This is a genomic window from Agrococcus sp. TSP3-2-1, from assembly GCF_049897585.1.
Classification (GTDB): Bacteria; Actinomycetota; Actinomycetes; order Actinomycetales; family Microbacteriaceae; genus Agrococcus.
Window position 1 is genome coordinate 328,200 of sequence record NZ_JAFCWN010000001.1, and the last position, 14,857, is coordinate 343,056.

At 71.4% G+C, this 14,857-nt stretch carries 13 protein-coding genes; 8 read left to right on the forward strand and 5 right to left on the reverse strand.

Translation table 11 applies throughout. The features are described from left to right. From ACP7BI_RS01705 to ACP7BI_RS01725, 5 genes are all read right to left on the reverse strand, one after another. On the reverse strand, nt 1-870 hold the full coding sequence (locus ACP7BI_RS01705) for a succinate dehydrogenase iron-sulfur subunit (protein WP_084155228.1): 870 nt from the start codon (nt 868-870) through the stop codon (nt 1-3). 92 nt (nt 871-962) lie between these two features. Continuing rightward, nucleotides 963-2,750, reverse strand: a complete 1,788-nt coding sequence (gene sdhA / locus ACP7BI_RS01710) for a succinate dehydrogenase flavoprotein subunit (RefSeq protein WP_425843275.1) — start codon at nt 2,748-2,750, stop codon at nt 963-965. A gap of 27 nt (nt 2,751-2,777) precedes the next feature. Continuing rightward, nucleotides 2,778-3,230 carry a succinate dehydrogenase hydrophobic membrane anchor subunit gene (locus tag ACP7BI_RS01715; RefSeq protein ID WP_425843277.1) on the reverse strand — a complete coding sequence of 151 codons (453 nt, stop codon included), beginning with the start codon at nt 3,228-3,230 and terminating at the stop codon, nt 2,778-2,780. Beyond that, nucleotides 3,230-3,667, reverse strand: a complete 438-nt coding sequence (gene sdhC, locus ACP7BI_RS01720) for a succinate dehydrogenase, cytochrome b556 subunit (protein ID WP_425843279.1) — start codon at nt 3,665-3,667, stop codon at nt 3,230-3,232. Before sdhC ends, ACP7BI_RS01715 begins: the two co-directional genes overlap by 1 nt. A 132-nt stretch (nt 3,668-3,799) precedes the next feature. Continuing rightward, nucleotides 3,800-4,951, reverse strand: a complete 1,152-nt coding sequence (locus ACP7BI_RS01725) for a glycosyltransferase family 4 protein (protein WP_425843281.1) — start codon at nt 4,949-4,951, stop codon at nt 3,800-3,802. A gap of 97 nt (nt 4,952-5,048) precedes the next feature. Here ACP7BI_RS01725 and ACP7BI_RS01730 point away from each other — a divergent pair, with 97 nt between their 5' ends. From ACP7BI_RS01730 to ACP7BI_RS01765, 8 genes are all read left to right on the forward strand, one after another. Further along, nucleotides 5,049-6,161, forward strand: coding sequence for a mannose-1-phosphate guanylyltransferase (locus ACP7BI_RS01730; RefSeq protein ID WP_425843283.1), 1,113 nt, complete (start codon nt 5,049-5,051; stop codon nt 6,159-6,161). A gap of 184 nt (nt 6,162-6,345) precedes the next feature. After that, nucleotides 6,346-7,419: a BMP family lipoprotein gene (locus ACP7BI_RS01735; RefSeq protein ID WP_425843285.1), complete on the forward strand. Its 1,074-nt coding sequence runs from the start codon at nt 6,346-6,348 to the stop codon at nt 7,417-7,419. 85 nt (nt 7,420-7,504) lie between these two features. Then, nucleotides 7,505-8,653 (forward strand): BMP family lipoprotein, encoded by a 1,149-nt coding sequence (locus ACP7BI_RS01740; protein ID WP_425843287.1) that lies wholly within the window; start codon nt 7,505-7,507, stop codon nt 8,651-8,653. A 119-nt stretch (nt 8,654-8,772) separates the two neighbouring features. After that, nucleotides 8,773-10,332 (forward strand): ABC transporter ATP-binding protein, encoded by a 1,560-nt coding sequence (locus ACP7BI_RS01745; RefSeq protein ID WP_425843289.1) that lies wholly within the window; start codon nt 8,773-8,775, stop codon nt 10,330-10,332. Next, nucleotides 10,329-11,735 carry an ABC transporter permease gene (locus ACP7BI_RS01750; protein ID WP_425843291.1) on the forward strand — a complete coding sequence of 469 codons (1,407 nt, stop codon included), beginning with the start codon at nt 10,329-10,331 and terminating at the stop codon, nt 11,733-11,735. The genes ACP7BI_RS01745 and ACP7BI_RS01750 overlap by 4 nt, the downstream gene beginning before the upstream one ends. Beyond that, entirely contained in the window at nt 11,732-13,018 is a 1,287-nt protein-coding gene (locus ACP7BI_RS01755) for an ABC transporter permease subunit (protein ID WP_425843293.1), read from the forward strand. The genes ACP7BI_RS01750 and ACP7BI_RS01755 overlap by 4 nt, the downstream gene beginning before the upstream one ends. 6 nt (nt 13,019-13,024) lie before the next feature. Then, nucleotides 13,025-13,450, forward strand: coding sequence for a cytidine deaminase (locus ACP7BI_RS01760; protein WP_425843295.1), 426 nt, complete (start codon nt 13,025-13,027; stop codon nt 13,448-13,450). Further along, nucleotides 13,386-14,732 (forward strand): thymidine phosphorylase, encoded by a 1,347-nt coding sequence (locus ACP7BI_RS01765; RefSeq protein WP_425843297.1) that lies wholly within the window; start codon nt 13,386-13,388, stop codon nt 14,730-14,732. The genes ACP7BI_RS01760 and ACP7BI_RS01765 overlap by 65 nt, the downstream gene beginning before the upstream one ends. Nucleotides 14,733-14,857 lie beyond the last annotated feature (125 nt).

Sequence of the window (14,857 nt, forward strand, 5' to 3'; positions counted from 1 at the left end):
CTAGAGCTTGACGCCGGAGATGAGCGCCTGCTTGACCTCTGCGATCGCCTTGGTGACCTGGATGCCGCGCGGGCACGCATCCGTGCAGTTGAAGGTCGTGCGGCAGCGCCACACGCCCTCCTTGTCGTTGAGGATGTCGAGCCGCACCTGGCTCGCCTCGTCGCGCGAGTCGAAGATGAAGCGGTGCGCGTTCACGATCGCGGCCGGGCCGAAGTACTGGCCGTCGGTCCAGAACACGGGGCACGAGGTCGTGCACGCCGCGCAGAGGATGCACTTCGTCGTGTCGTCGAAGCGCTCGCGCTGCGCGATCGTCTGGTGGCGCTCCTTCTCGGGCTTCGACGCCGCCTGGAGGAAGGGCTGGATCTCGCGGTAGGAGTCGAAGAACGGCTCCATGTTGACGATGAGGTCCTTCTCGAGCGGCAGGCCCTTGATCGCCTCGACGTAGATGGGCTTCGAGATGTCGAAGTCCTTCACGAGCGCCTTGCAGGCGAGACGGTTCTTGCCGTTGATGCGCATCGCGTCGGAGCCGCAGATGCCGTGCGCGCACGAGCGGCGGAACGCGAGGCTCGGGTCCTGCTCCCACTTGATGCGGTGCAGCGCGTCGAGGATGCGCTCGGTCGGGTACATCTGCACGTCGTAGTCGACCCAGCGCGGCTCGTCGTCGACCTCCGGGTCGTAGCGGCGCACGATGACCGTGACGTTGAACGACTCCGGCACGTCGTGCGACGGGGCCGGCTGCGTCTCGCGGTCGGCGCCGTCGTACTCGTTCTCGACCGGCTTCGGCTCGGTCGACGACTGCGCGGCCGCCTCGGCGACCTGGTGCGCGCTCGACTGGTCGTCGGTCGACGCCGTGTCGGGGCGGTCGGCCATCGGCGTCGGAGCGCCGGTGGGGCCGCTCTGCGAGGCGTGGACGCCAGAGTCCTGGCCCTTGGGGTCGCCCTGTGGCAGCTGGCTGTCGCTCATCAGTACTTCCGCTCCGTCGGCTGGTAGTGGGTCATGCGCACCGGCTTCCAGTCGAGGCGGATGCCCTGGCTGGCGCCCGTCTCGGCGTCCGTCCGGTACGCCATGGTGTGCTGCATGAAGTTGACGTCGTCGCGCGTGGGGAAGTCGTCGCGCATGTGCGCGCCGCGCGACTCCTTGCGGTTGATCGCCGACACGACGACGACCTCCGCGAGGTCGAGCAGGAAGCCGAGCTCGACGGCCTCGAGCAGGTCGGTGTTGAAGCGCCGGCCGCGGTCGTGGATGCGCACGTTCGGGTAGCGGGAGCGGAGCTTCGCGATGTCGGCGAGCGCGGTCTGCAGCGTCTCCTCGGTGCGGAACACCTGGGCGTTGCGGTCCATCGTCTCCTGCAGCGCCTTGCGGATCTCAGCGACCGACTCGGTGCCCGTGCCCTCGCGCAGCTGGGCGAGCATCTTCACGACGCCGTCCGCGGCATCCGCGGGCAGGTCGACGAAATCGGCCCGCTGCGCGTAGTCGACGGCGTTGTTGCCGGCGCGCTTGCCGAACACGTTGATGTCGAGCAGCGAGTTCGTGCCGAGGCGGTTCGCGCCGTGCACCGAGACGCACGCGCACTCGCCGGCCGCGTAGAGGCCCGGGATGACGGTGTCGTTGTCGGCGAGCACCTCGGCGTCGTTGTTCGTCGGGATGCCGCCCATCGCGTAGTGCGCGGTCGGGTAGACCGGCACGCGCTCGACGACCGGGTCGACGCCCAGGTAGGTGCGGGCGAACTCGGTGATGTCGGGCAGCTTCGTCTCGAGCACCTCGGCGCCCAGGTGGGTGCAGTCGAGGTAGACGTAGTCCTTGTTCGGGCCGGCACCGCGGCCGTCGAGCACCTCCTGCACCATCGAGCGGGCGACGATGTCGCGCGGCGCGAGGTCCTTGATGGTCGGCGCGTAGCGCTCCATGAAGCGCTCGCCCGAGGCGTTGCGGAGGATCGCGCCCTCGCCGCGCGCACCCTCGGTGAGCAGGATGCCGAGGCCCGCGAGGCCCGTCGGGTGGAACTGGTAGAACTCCATGTCCTCGAGCGGCAGGCCCTTGCGCCAGATGATGCCGACGCCGTCGCCCGTGAGCGTGTGCGCGTTCGAGGTGGTCTTGTAGATCTTGCCGAAGCCGCCGGTCGCGAAGATGACCGCCTTGCCCTGGAAGACGTGGATCTCGCCCGTCGCGAGCTCGTAGGAGACGACACCCGCGACGCGCTTGCCCTGGGGCGTCTCGGTCATGATGAGGTCGAGCGCGTAGAACTCGTTGAAGAACTCGACGCCGTGCTTCACGCAGTTCTGGTACAGCGTCTGCAGGATCATGTGGCCGGTGCGGTCCGCGGCGTAGCACGCGCGGCGCACGGGGGCCTTGCCGTGGTCGCGCGTGTGCCCGCCGAAGCGGCGCTGGTCGATCTTGCCGTCCGGGGTGCGGTTGAACGGCAGGCCCATGTTCTCGAGGTCGTAGACCGCGTCGATGGCCTCGCGCGTGAGGATCTCGGCCGAGTCCTGGTCGGTGAGGTAGTCACCGCCCTTGATCGTGTCGTACGTGTGCCACTCGTTGCTGTCCTCCTCGACGTTCGCGAGCGCGGCGGCCATGCCGCCCTGCGCCGCGCCCGTGTGGGAGCGGGTCGGGTAGAGCTTCGTGATGACGGCCGTCGACGCCTTCGGGGCTGCTTCGATCGCGGCGCGCATGCCCGCGCCGCCGCCGCCGATGATGAGCACGTCGTGCTGGTGGTAGTGGATGCCGTCGGTGACGGAACTCGTCTCAGCCATGTACCTGGTGATCTCCGGATCTCGTGCTTAGAGGTCTGCGCAGAACGACGGCAGCAGCGAGAGGTCTGCGGTCGGCGGGCAGGGGTCGAACGTGAACGTGATGAGCGTGCCGAGCAGGATGAGGATCGCTGCGGCGACCGCGATCGCGCCGAGCGCGATCTGGCGGATGCGGGGCTTGTGCACGTAGTCGTTCACGATCGTGCGCATGCCGTTCGAGCCGTGCAGGATCGCGAGCCAGAGCATCGTGACGTCCCACCACTGCCAGAACGGGTCGGCGAGCTTGCCGCCCACGAAGCCGAAGTCGATGGCGTGGATGCCGCCCGGCGTCCAGATGAGGTTGTAGGCGAGGTGGCCGAAGATGAGCACGACCAGCACGACGCCGGAGGCGCGCATGAAGATCCAGCCGGCCTTCTCGAAGCTCGGTCCGCGCTTCGAGCGCGCGGGGTAGGCGTAGTTCGGGGTCTCGATCGTGGCGGTCATCAGTGGCCACCCTCCATCGGCGAGAAGACGTTGATGAGGTGGTTCGGCACGAAGTAGGCCATCAGCACGACCGCGAAGCCCATCACGATCCAGAAGAGCGGGCGCTGGTTGCGCGTCGCCCACGGCCACACGTCGACCAGGATGATGCGCAGGCCGTTGAGGGCGTGGAACACCACGGCGCCGACGAGCACCGTCTCGCCGAGCCCCATGATGGGGTTCTTGTAGGTCGCCATGACGGCGTTGTACGCCTCGGGGCTGACCCGGATGAGTGCCGTGTCGAGCACGTGCACCAGCAGGAAGAAGTAGATCGCCACACCGGTGATTCGGTGCAGCACCCACGACCACATGCCCTCGTTGCCGCGATACAGCGTGCCGCTGAACGAGGTCTTCCGGGGCGCGGGGTCGGGGAGGGTGAGGCTGCTCGATGTCTCAGACACGCGCGTTCCCTCCAAGGATTGACCGGGCTAGTGCCTCCATCCTATGCCCGCGGGGAGCACTGCTCCGGTTCGCGCGCGATCGCGTGCCGCCTCGGCACGCCCTCGGGGAACGGCCGCGACACGCCGTGCGGACTACGCGTCGACGAGGCCGCCGGCGCCGCGCAGCGCGCGCTGGGCCGCCGCCTCGTAGTGGCCGAGCAGCTGGTCGCACACCGCCGACCACGACCGGCCGAGCACGCGCCGCCGGCCGGCCTCGCCCATCCGCGACCGCATCGCCGCGTCGTCGACGAGCGCCCCGATCGCGCTCCGGAGGTCGGATGCGTCGTCGGGCTCGAAGAGGAAGCCGGTCGTGGCGTGCTCCACGAGGTCGATCGGGCCGCCGGCGCGGGGTGCGACGACCGGCAGGCCGCTCGCGGCGGCCTCCTGCAGAGTCTGCCCGAACGTCTCCTCCGCGCCCGTGTGGACGAACACATCCATCGCCGCGTACGCCGCGCGCAGCGACGCGCCCTGCAGCTGGCCGAGGAAGACGGGCGAGAGCGGGGCGAGCTGGCGCCGCGTCTCGGCCATGCCGGGCCCGTCGCCGACGATCGCGAGCCGGATCCCGCCGAGCCCCTCGAGGGCGCGCAAGCGGTCGAGCCCCTTCTCGCGAGCGACGCGGCCGACGTAGCCGACGATCGTCTCGCCGCCCGGCGCGATCCGGCGCCGCAGCCTCGCCGCGGCGGGGCCCTGCCGGTTGTCGGGGTGGAAGCCGGCGAGGTCGACGCCGCGCACCCACGGGTGGACGCGCTTGACGCCGGCGTCACGGAGGTCGGCGATCGCGGCGCTCGAGGGGGCGAGCGTGCGGTCGGCGCCGTTGTGGATGAGGCGGATGACGTGCCACGCGAAGGCGGCGCCCGCGCCGAGCCGGTTGCGGCGCGCGAACCCCGCGACATCGGTCTGGTAGATCGCGACGCTCGGCAGGCCGACGCGGGCGGCCTCGGCGATCGCCTGGCCGCCGAGCATGAAGGGGCTCGCCGCGTGCAGCACGTCGGGCTGGAAGCGCGCGAGCAGCGCCGCGACCTGCGGGCTCGGGAGCCCGACGGGGAACTGGCGATACGCGACCGACGGCACCTCGTGCACCGGCACGCCGCGGTAGTGCGCCGGCGCGCCGCAGCGCGGGGCGATGACGATCGCCTCCCGCCCGGTGTCGACGAGGTGGTCGAGCACGCGGCACACCGACGTCGTGACGCCGTTGACCGTGGGGAGGAAGCTCTCCGTCACGATGGCCACCCGCTCGATGCGCACGACGCCAACGGTAGGGCGGATGCGTGGCCGCGTCACGCGGGCGCGGTGAACGGTGGGTGAACTCCCGGCAGCACGCATGGCCCCTAGAGTCGTCGGCATGCCCGCTCTCGACGACTTCTGCAGCATCATCCCCGCCGGCGGCGTCGGATCGCGGCTGTGGCCGCTCTCCCGCGCGGACGCCCCGAAGTTCCTCCACGACCTCACCGGCAGCGGCAAGACGCTGCTGCGCGCGACGTTCGACCGGCTCCAGCCGCTCGCCGGCCCCGGCCGCACGATCGTCGTCACCGGGCGCGCGCATCGCGCGGCGGTCGAAGCGCAGATCCCCGAGCTCGACGACGCGAGCATCGTGCTCGAGGCCGAGCCGCGCGACTCGACCGTCGCGGTCGCGCTGGCCGCGGCGATCCTGCGCCGGCGGGAGCCCGACGTCATCGTCGGCTCGTTCGCCGCCGACCACGTCATCGACGACGAGCGCTCGTTCCGGCGCGCGGTCGCCGAGGGCGTCGCGGCCGCGCGATCGGGCCGCATCGCGACGATCGGCATCACCCCCACGGAGCCGGCGATCGGCTTCGGCTACATCCGCACGAACGGGCCCGCCGAGATCGAGGGCGCCCCGAGCGCCGCGATCGTGCGCGAGTTCGTCGAGAAGCCCTCCGCCGACCGGGCGCGGCGCTACGTCGAGAGCGGCGAGTATCTCTGGAACGCCGGCATGTTCATCGCGCGCGCCGACGTGCTGCTCGAGGAGCTCGCCCGTGAGGAGCCCGAGCTCGCGGGGCACATCGACGAGCTCGCCGAGGTGTGGGACGAGCCCTCGAAGCGCGGCCCCGCGGTCGACCGGCTCTGGCCGCAGCTCAAGAAGATCGCGATCGACTACTCGGTCGCCGAGCCCGCCGCGGCGCGCGGCACCATGGTCGTCGTCCCCGGCCACTTCGACTGGGACGACGTGGGCGACTTCTCGGCCGTCGCGAAGCTCCACAACGGCGGCCGCCGCGGCCGGCTCGCGATCCTCGGCACCGCCGGCACCGTGCTCGCCGACTCGGCGAGCGGGATCGTCGTGTCGCAGTCCAACCGCATCGTGTCGGTCGTCGGCATCAAGGACGTCGTGGTCGTCGACACCCCGGATGCGCTCCTCGTCACGACGACCGCGAACGCGCAGCGCGTGAAGAAGGTCGTCGACGCCGTGCGGCTCTCGGGCAACACCGACGTGCTCTGAGCGGCGGCCTCGCGCTCGCGCTCGACCGGGGCGGCCGCGCCCGACCGGGGCCGGCGCGCCGGACCCGCCTGGGCGCATCCGCCCCGCTCGGCGCCGTGCGCGTCGAGCGAGGTCGCGTGACCGGGCGGCACCGCGCGCCTCGCGCGCCGGTTACGATGGCGCCGACCCGCTCGAAGGAGACACCGTGGCCCGCTCGCTCGCCATCCCCGCGCTCGCCGCACTGCTGCTGCTCGCCGGCTGCGCCGCACCGCCGCCCGCCGAGACCGAGGGGCCGGGCGCCTCGGGCGACGCCGAGCAATCGCTCGAGTGCGCGCAGATGGTCACGAACTCCGGCGGCCTCAACGATCGCTCCTTCAACGAGACGAGCTGGGCGGGCATGGAGCGCGCCGAGGCCGAGCTCGGCGTCGAGGCCAACGTGCTCGTCTCGACGACCGAGAGCGACCTCGCGCCCAACGTGCAGGCCGCGGTCGAGACGGGCTGCGGCTTCGTGCTCACCGTCGGCTTCGAGCTCGCGGCCGCGACCGCCGAGCAGGCCGAGACCAACCCCGACGTGCAGTTCGCGATCGTCGACGAGATCGTCGAGGCGCCGAACGTGCGCTCGATCGTCTTCGACACCGCGCAGGCCGCGTTCCTCGCGGGCTACGCCGCCGCATCGGTGAGCGAGACGGGCACCGTCGCGACCTTCGGCGGCGGCAACCAGCCGCCCGTGACGCTCTTCATGGACGGCTTCGCCGCCGGCATCGACGCCTACAACGAGGCGAAGGGCACCGAGGTGCAGCTGCTCGGCTGGGACCCCGAGACCCAGGACGGCACCTTCACGGGCGACTTCGAGAACGTCGCGAACGGCCGCTCGCTCTCCGAGGCCTTCATCGCGCAGGGCGCCGACGTCATCCTCCCCGTCGCGGGCCAGGTCGGCGAGGGCGCGCTCACCGCGTCGCTCGACGCGGGCAGCGCCGCGCTCGTCATCTGGGTCGACAACGACGGCTTCGAGACGCTGCCGGAGCAGTTCCGCGGCATCCTGCTCACGAGCATCATGAAGAACACCGAGGATGCGGTGGTCACGGCGGTCGGGGACGCCGCCGACGGCACGATCTCCGACGAGCCCATCATTGGCACGCTCGAGAACGGCGGGGTCGACATCGCCCCGTTCCACGACCTCGACGCGCGCGTGAGCGACGAGACGAAGGCCGAGCTCGAGGCGCTCCGCGAGCAGATCATCGCGGGCGAGATCGTCGTGGAGTCGCCCTCGAGCCCTTGACGGAGGCTCAGGGTTTGCAACGATTGCGTTTCGGTGGCCCGCAGCGGCGGTTGCGGGCGTCGTCGCGGACGTATGCTCGACCATCATGCGCTCAGCCGCGTCGCGGCGAGCATCCTTTGCACTGGAGGATCCCTTGAAGTTCACCCGTTCCGCCGCGCGCGGCGGCGCCATCGCCCTCGGCGCGGCGCTCCTGCTCGCCGGCTGCGCCGCAGCACCTGACGCCCCGTCGAGCACGACGGACGCGTCGGCAGACCCCGCCGCCACGACCGACATCCAGCCCTGCATCATCTCGGATGCGGGCGGCTTCGACGACCGCTCCTTCAACCAGCTCGGCGCCGAGGGCCTCCGCGCCGCTTCCGAGACGATCGGCGTCGAGCCGATCGAGGTCGAGTCGCAGTCCGACGCCGACTACGCCGCCAACCTCACGAGCGTCATCGACGAGGGCTGCAACATGGTCGTCTCCGTCGGCTTCGCGCTCTCCGAGGCGACCGCCGCGGCCGCCGAGGCGAACCCCGACCTCAGCTTCACGATCATCGACGACAACGCGATCGACCTGCCGAACGTCAAGCCGATCATCTACGACACGGCGCAGGCGGCGTTCCTCGCCGGCTACGCGGCCGCGTCGTACTCGGAGTCGGGCATCGTCGCCACGTGGGGCGGCATGCAGTTCCCGACCGTGACGATCTTCATGGACGGCTTCGTCGCCGGTGTCGAGTACTACAACGAGCAGAAGGGCGAGGACGTCCAGGTGCTCGGCTGGGACGTCGAGGCGCAGACCGGCTCGTTCACGGGTGGCTTCGAGGCCGGCCCGACGGCACAGCAGATGGCCGACACCTTCATCCAGCAGGGCGCTGACGTGCTCCTGCCCGTCGGTGGCCCGATCTTCCTCTCGGCCGCCGAGGCGATCCGCGACGCGGGCGCCGACTCGGGCATCGCGCTCGTCGGCGTCGACGCCGACCTGTACGAGACCTCGCCCGACTACGCCGACCTCTTCCTGACGTCGATCATGAAGGGCATGTCGGAGGGCGTCCAGACGGTCGTCGAGGAGGCCGCCGCGGGCAACTTCGACAACGAGCCGTACGTCGGCACGCTCGAGAACGAGGGCGTGAGCATCGCGCCGTTCCACGACTTCGAGGGCTCGGTCGACCCCGGGCTGCAGGCGGAGCTCGACGAGATCGAGGCGGCGATCATCGCCGGCGAGATCGAGGTCGGCTCGCCCTCGAGCCCGGAGTAACCAGGCACCGCGCGCGTGGGGGTCGGCGCAAGCCGGCCCCCACGCGCGTGCGCGGCTCCGCGGACCGCGAGCCACCGATACATTCATCAGTCGTCGCCGTCGTCGTCGAAGGAAGGCCCATGACCGTCGAGCCAACTGCCCTCGCGGCTCCCACCCTCGAGCTGCGCGGCATCACCAAGCGCTTCGGCGCGCTGACCGCGAACGACCACATCGACCTCGAGGTCCGATCCGGCGAGATCCACTGCCTGCTCGGCGAGAACGGCGCCGGCAAGTCGACGCTCATGAACGTCCTGTACGGCCTCTACCGCGCCGAGGAGGGCGAGATCCTCCTCGACGGCGAGCCGCAGGCCTTCGCCGGCCCCGGCGACGCGATGCGCGCCGGCATCGGCATGGTGCACCAGCACTTCATGCTCATCCCCGTCTTCACCGTCGCCGAGAACGTGCTGCTCGGCCACGAGCGCGAGCTCGGCGGCCTGAGCGGCGCGCGCCAGAAGGTGCGCGAGATCTCGCAGCGCTTCGGCTTCCACGTCGACCCCGACGCCAGGATCGAGGACCTCCCCGTCGGCGTGCAGCAGCGGGTCGAGATCATCAAGGCGCTCTCGCAGGACGCGAAGGTGCTCGTGTTCGACGAGCCGACCGCCGTGCTGACGCCGCAGGAGACCGACGAGCTCATGGCGATCATGCAGCAGCTGCGCGACGAGGGCACCGCGATCGTCTTCATCACCCACAAGCTGCGCGAGGTGCGCGCGATCGCCGACCGCATCACCGTCATCCGGCTCGGCAAGGTCGTAGGCCAAGCGAGCCCCGAGTCGTCGACGACCGAGCTCGCCTCGATGATGGTCGGCCGCGCCGTCGAGCTGACGGTGCAGAAGAACCCGCCAGTGCTGACCGACAACGCGCTCGTCGTCTCCGGCCTGACGGTGCTGGATGCGGTGGGCCAGAAGGTCGTCAACGACGTCTCGTTCACGGTGCGCGGCGGCGAGGTGCTGTGCATCGCGGGCGTCCAGGGCAACGGCCAGACCGAGCTCACCGAGGCCATCCTCGGGCTGCAGCACCGCGTGAGCGGCTCGATCGACCTCAACGGCAACGAGCTGCTCGGCGACTCCGTGCGCGAAGTGCTCGACGCGGGCGTCGGCTTCGTGCCCGAGGACCGCAAGGTCGACGGGCTCGTCGGCGACTTCTCGATCGCCGAGAACCTCATGCTCGACCGCTACAGCGGCGCCCCCTTCGTGCGTGCCGCGACCGTCGACCGCGAGGAGCGCGACCGCTTCGCGACCGAGAAGCTCTCGGCCTTCGACATCCGCGCGCAGGGCATCGAGACGCCCGTCGGCACGCTCTCGGGCGGCAACCAGCAGAAGGTCGTGCTCGCGCGCGAGCTCGGCCGGCCGCTCGCGCTCTTCGTCGCATCGCAGCCCACGCGCGGCCTCGACGTGGGCTCGATCGAGTTCGTGCACAGCCAGATCATCGCGACGCGCGACGCGGGCATCCCCGTCATCGTCGTCTCGACCGAGCTCGACGAGGTCGTCGGCCTCGCCGACCGCATCGCGGTGATGTACCGCGGCGGGATCGTCGGCATCGTGCCGGCCGACACGAGCCGAGACACGCTCGGCCTCATGATGGCCGGCGAGCGCGTCGCCGGCACCCACGACCCCGAGCCCTCGAAGGGAGCCGCAGCGTGAACGAGACGCCGCGCGACGCCGACGACCCGATCGAGCCCGCCGCCCCCCAGCGTCCCGGCGGCTCGCCCGACTCGGGCGCCGCCCCCACGGTCGTCCACGCGCCCGCCGAGGCGGAGGTGCAGGTCGCGGCGCCCGTCGCCCCGACCGATGACCGCACCGCCGACATCGACGACCCGTGGGGCAGCGCCTTCCGCCGCATCATGGGCGGCAACCTCGTGATGGCGCTGCTCGCGATCCTCACGTCCCTCATCGTGGGCGGCATCCTCATCGCCGCGACCGACGAGCGCGTGCAGGAGACGGCCGGCTACTTCTTCGCCCGCCCCGGCGACATGCTCTCCGCCATCTGGACCGCGGTCTCGGGCGCCTACATCGCCCTCTTCCAGGGCGCGGTGCTCAACTTCGCGGCCGCCGACCGCGGCTTCATCTACCTCATCAAGCCGCTCACCGACACGCTGAACTTCGCCACCCCGCTCATCGCGGCCGGCCTCGGCGTCGCGCTCGCGTTCCGCGTCGGCCTGTTCAACATCGGTGGCCGCGGCCAGATGCTGTGGGCCGCGGCGGCCTCCGCGTGGGTCGGCTTCGCGTTCCAGATGCCGCCGATCCTGCACGTCATCGTCGCGATCCTCGTCGGCATCGCCGCCGGCGCGATCTGGGCGGGCATCGCCGGCGCGCTCAAGGCCTACACGGGCGCGCACGAGGTGATCTCGACGATCATGCTCAACTTCGTCGCGTTCTGGTTCATCACCTGGATGCTCCGCACGCCCGGCCTGCTGCAGAACCCCGGCGGCAACAACCCCATCTCGCCGCCCATGCCCGAGACGGCCATCCTGCCGTCGATCTTCGGCCCGCCGTTCGTGCTGCACTGGGGCTTCCTGCTCTCGGTGCTCGCCGTCATCGCGTGCGCGTGGCTCATCAACCGCTCGAACCTCGGCTTCCAGTTCCGCGCGGTCGGCTACAACGCATCCGCCGCCCTCAACGCGGGCATGAACGTCAAGCGCCTCACGGTCTACGCGATGCTGCTCTCGGGCGCCTTCATGGGCCTCGCGGGCGCGCAGCAGGTGACGGGCGCCGTCACGACCGGCTTCACCGCCGGCATCGACGCCGGCATCGGCTTCGACGCCATCACGGTCGCGCTGCTCGGCGGCTCGACGCCGTGGGGCACGTTCTTCGCCGGCCTGCTGTTCGGCGCGTTCAAGGCCGGCGGCTTCCGCATGCAGGCCGCCGAGGGGGTGCCGGTCGACATCATCCTCGTCGTGCAGTCGTTCATCGTGCTGTTCATCGCCGCGCCGCCGCTCGTGCGCGCCATGTTCGGCCTGCCGCAGCGCGGCAAGAAGTCGCGCCGCCAGCGCCGCGACGAGGCCGCGCTCGCCGCGATGACTGAGCAGAAGGGAGCGCAGTCGTGACGACGCAGTCCACCGCCGCGCAGCCGTCGGCCGAGACGATCGAGCTCGAGCGCGCGGTCGTCAAGCACTGGAAGGCCCCGGTCTCGTACGCGGTGCTCACCCTGGTCGCGCTCGTGCTCTTCGTCGTCGCCGCGCGCGACGGCTCGACGACGCTGCGGCTCGCCTCGGTCGGCGACTTCCTCGCGCTCCCGGATGCGGTGCTCCCGGTGCGCGCGACGGGGATCGTCGTCGTCGTCCTCCTCGCCGCCCTCACGGCGGTCTCGTCCTGGCTCGTCGCGACCGTGCGGAAGCAGGGCATCTGGCTGCCGCTCGTGTTCGGCGTGCTCTTCGTCGTCGCCTTCCTCGTCTGGGCCGGCGCCGACAAGATGATCCCGATCCCGGGCCTGCTGTTCGCGACCGTGGGCCTCTCGGTGCCGCTCATCTTCGGCGCGATGGGCGGCGTCATCTCCGAGCGCGCGGGCGTCGTGAACATCGCGATCGAGGCGCAGCTGCTCTCGGGCGCGTTCAGCGGCGCGGTCGTCGCCTCGTCGACCGGCAGCGCCGTGCTCGGCATCGTCGCGGCGATGGCCGCCGGCGTGCTCGTCTCGATGGTGCTCGCGGTCTTCGCGATCCGCTACTTCGTCGAGCAGGTCATCGTCGGCGTCGTGCTCAACGTGCTCGTCGTGGGGCTGACGAACTTCCTCTACTCGTCGGTCCTCACCGCGAACCCGGGGCTCAACTCGCCCGACCGGCTCCCGCGCATCCCCATCCCGGGCATCGAGACGATCCCGATCATCGGCCCGGCGCTGTTCGAGCACACCGTCATCGTCTACGCGATGTTCATCATCGTGCCGGTCATCGCCTGGGGCCTGTTCAAGACCACCTGGGGCCTGCGGCTGCGCGCGATCGGCGAGCACCCGCTCGCGGCCGACACCGTCGGCATCAAGGTCAACCGCCTGCGCTTCTGGAACGTCGCGCTCGCCGGCGCGGTCGCGGGCCTCGGCGGCGCGTACTTCACGCTCGACACGACCGGCGCGTTCAACCGCGAGATGACGGCGGGCCTCGGCTACATCGCCCTCGCCGCGGTCATCTTCGGCCAGTGGCACCCGCTGAAGGCGACGGCCGCTGCGCTGCTGTTCGGCTTCGCGTCGGCGCTGCAGCAGACGCTCGGCGCGATCGGCTCGCCGGTGCCGAGCGAGTTCATGCTCATGCTCCCGTACGTCATCACCCTGCTCGCGGTCGCCGGCTTCATCGGCCAGTCGCGGGCGCCGGCGGCGAGCGGCAAGCCCTACATCAAGCAATAGGCGGCCATGGCTGAGATCGACTGGCAAGCGCTGCACGACGCGGCGGTCGCGGCGACCGAGCGGGCCTACGTGCCCTACTCGAGGTTCCCGGTGGGCGCCGCGGCGCTCGTCGACGACGGCCGCATCGTCGCGGGCGCCAACATCGAGAACGCCGCCTACGGCGTCACGCTGTGCGCCGAGTGCTCGCTCGTGAGCGCGATGGTCATGGGCGGCGGCGGCCGGATCGTCGCCTTCGCGTGCGTCAACGGCGCGGGGGAGCGGCTCATGCCGTGCGGCCGCTGCCGCCAGCTGCTCGTCGAGCACGCGGCGCCGGGCATGCTGCTCGACACCGTGAGCGGCATCCGCACGATGGCCGAGGTGCTGCCGGATGCGTTCGGCCCGGCACAGCTCGACGAGTACGCCGAGCACGAGGAGAGGGAGCACCGTGGCTGAGGACTTCGACGCGGTCGACATCATCCGCACGAAGCGCGACGGCGGAGCGCTGTCGACCGCGCAGATCGACTGGCTCATCGACGCGTACACGCGCGGCTACGTCGAGGACCCGCAGATGGCGGCGCTCGCGATGGCGATCCTGCTCAACGGCATGGAGCGCCGCGAGATCCACGACCTCACGACCGCGATGATCGCCTCCGGCGAGCGCATGGACTTCTCGTCGCTCGACAAGCCGACGGTCGACAAGCACTCCACCGGTGGCGTCGGCGACAAGATCACGCTCCCGCTCATGCCGCTCGTCGCCGCCTTCGGCATCGCGGTGCCGCAGCTCTCGGGCCGCGGCCTCGGCCACACGGGCGGCACGCTCGACAAGCTCGAGTCGATCCCCGGCTGGCGTGCCGACCTGACGAACGACGAGATGCTCGCGCAGCTCCGCACGGTCGGCGGCGTCGTGTGCGCGGCCGGCTCGGGCCTCGCGCCCGCCGACAAGCGGCTCTACGCGCTCCGCGACATCACCGGCACCGTCGAGGCCATCCCGCTCATCGCATCCTCGATCATGTCGAAGAAGATCGCCGAGGGCACGGGCGCGCTCGTGCTCGACGTGAAGTTCGGCTCCGGCGCGTTCATGCAGGAGTTCGAGCGCGCGAAGGAGCTCGCCGAGACGATGGTCGCGCTCGGCCGCGACGCGGGCGTCGAGACGCGCGCGCTGCTCACGACGATGGACGTGCCGCTCGGCCTCGCGATCGGCAACGCGAACGAGGTGCGCGAGTCGATCGAGGTGCTCGCGGGCGGCGGTCCCGCCGACGTCGTCGAGCTCACGGTCGCGCTCGCGCGCGAGATGCTGGATGCGGTGGGCCAGCCCGACGCGGACGTCGAGGCCGCGCTCGCCGACGGCCGAGCGATGGACGTCTGGCGCCGCTTCGTGACCGCGCAGGACGGCGACCCCGACGCGCCGCTGCCGGTCGCGAACGAGACGCACACGGTCGTCGCGGAGCGCGACGGCGTGCTCGCGCGGCAGGAGGCGCTGCCGTTCGGGATCGCCGCGTGGCGGCTCGGCGCGGGCCGCGCCCGGGCGAGCGACCCGGTCGTGCACGCCGCGGGCATCGACCTGCACGTCAAGCCCGGCGACGCCGTGCGGGCGGGCGACCCGCTCTGGACGATCTCCGCCGACGATGAGAGCCGCATCCCGCGGGCGCTCGAGGCGCTCGAGGGCGCGTGGGAGCTCGCGGCGCCCGGCACGGCCGTCGACGTGCCGCCGATCGTGCGCGAGCGCATCGCCTGAGACCGCACGCTCGGCCGGGGTCGTGAGCGCTGCCGAGCGGAGGCTCTTGCGCCGCTTGCAGCGCGCGGGGAGACTGGCGCCGAGGCGGCACCCAGCCGCCGTCCAGGCCGCGCGCCGCGCGCCCT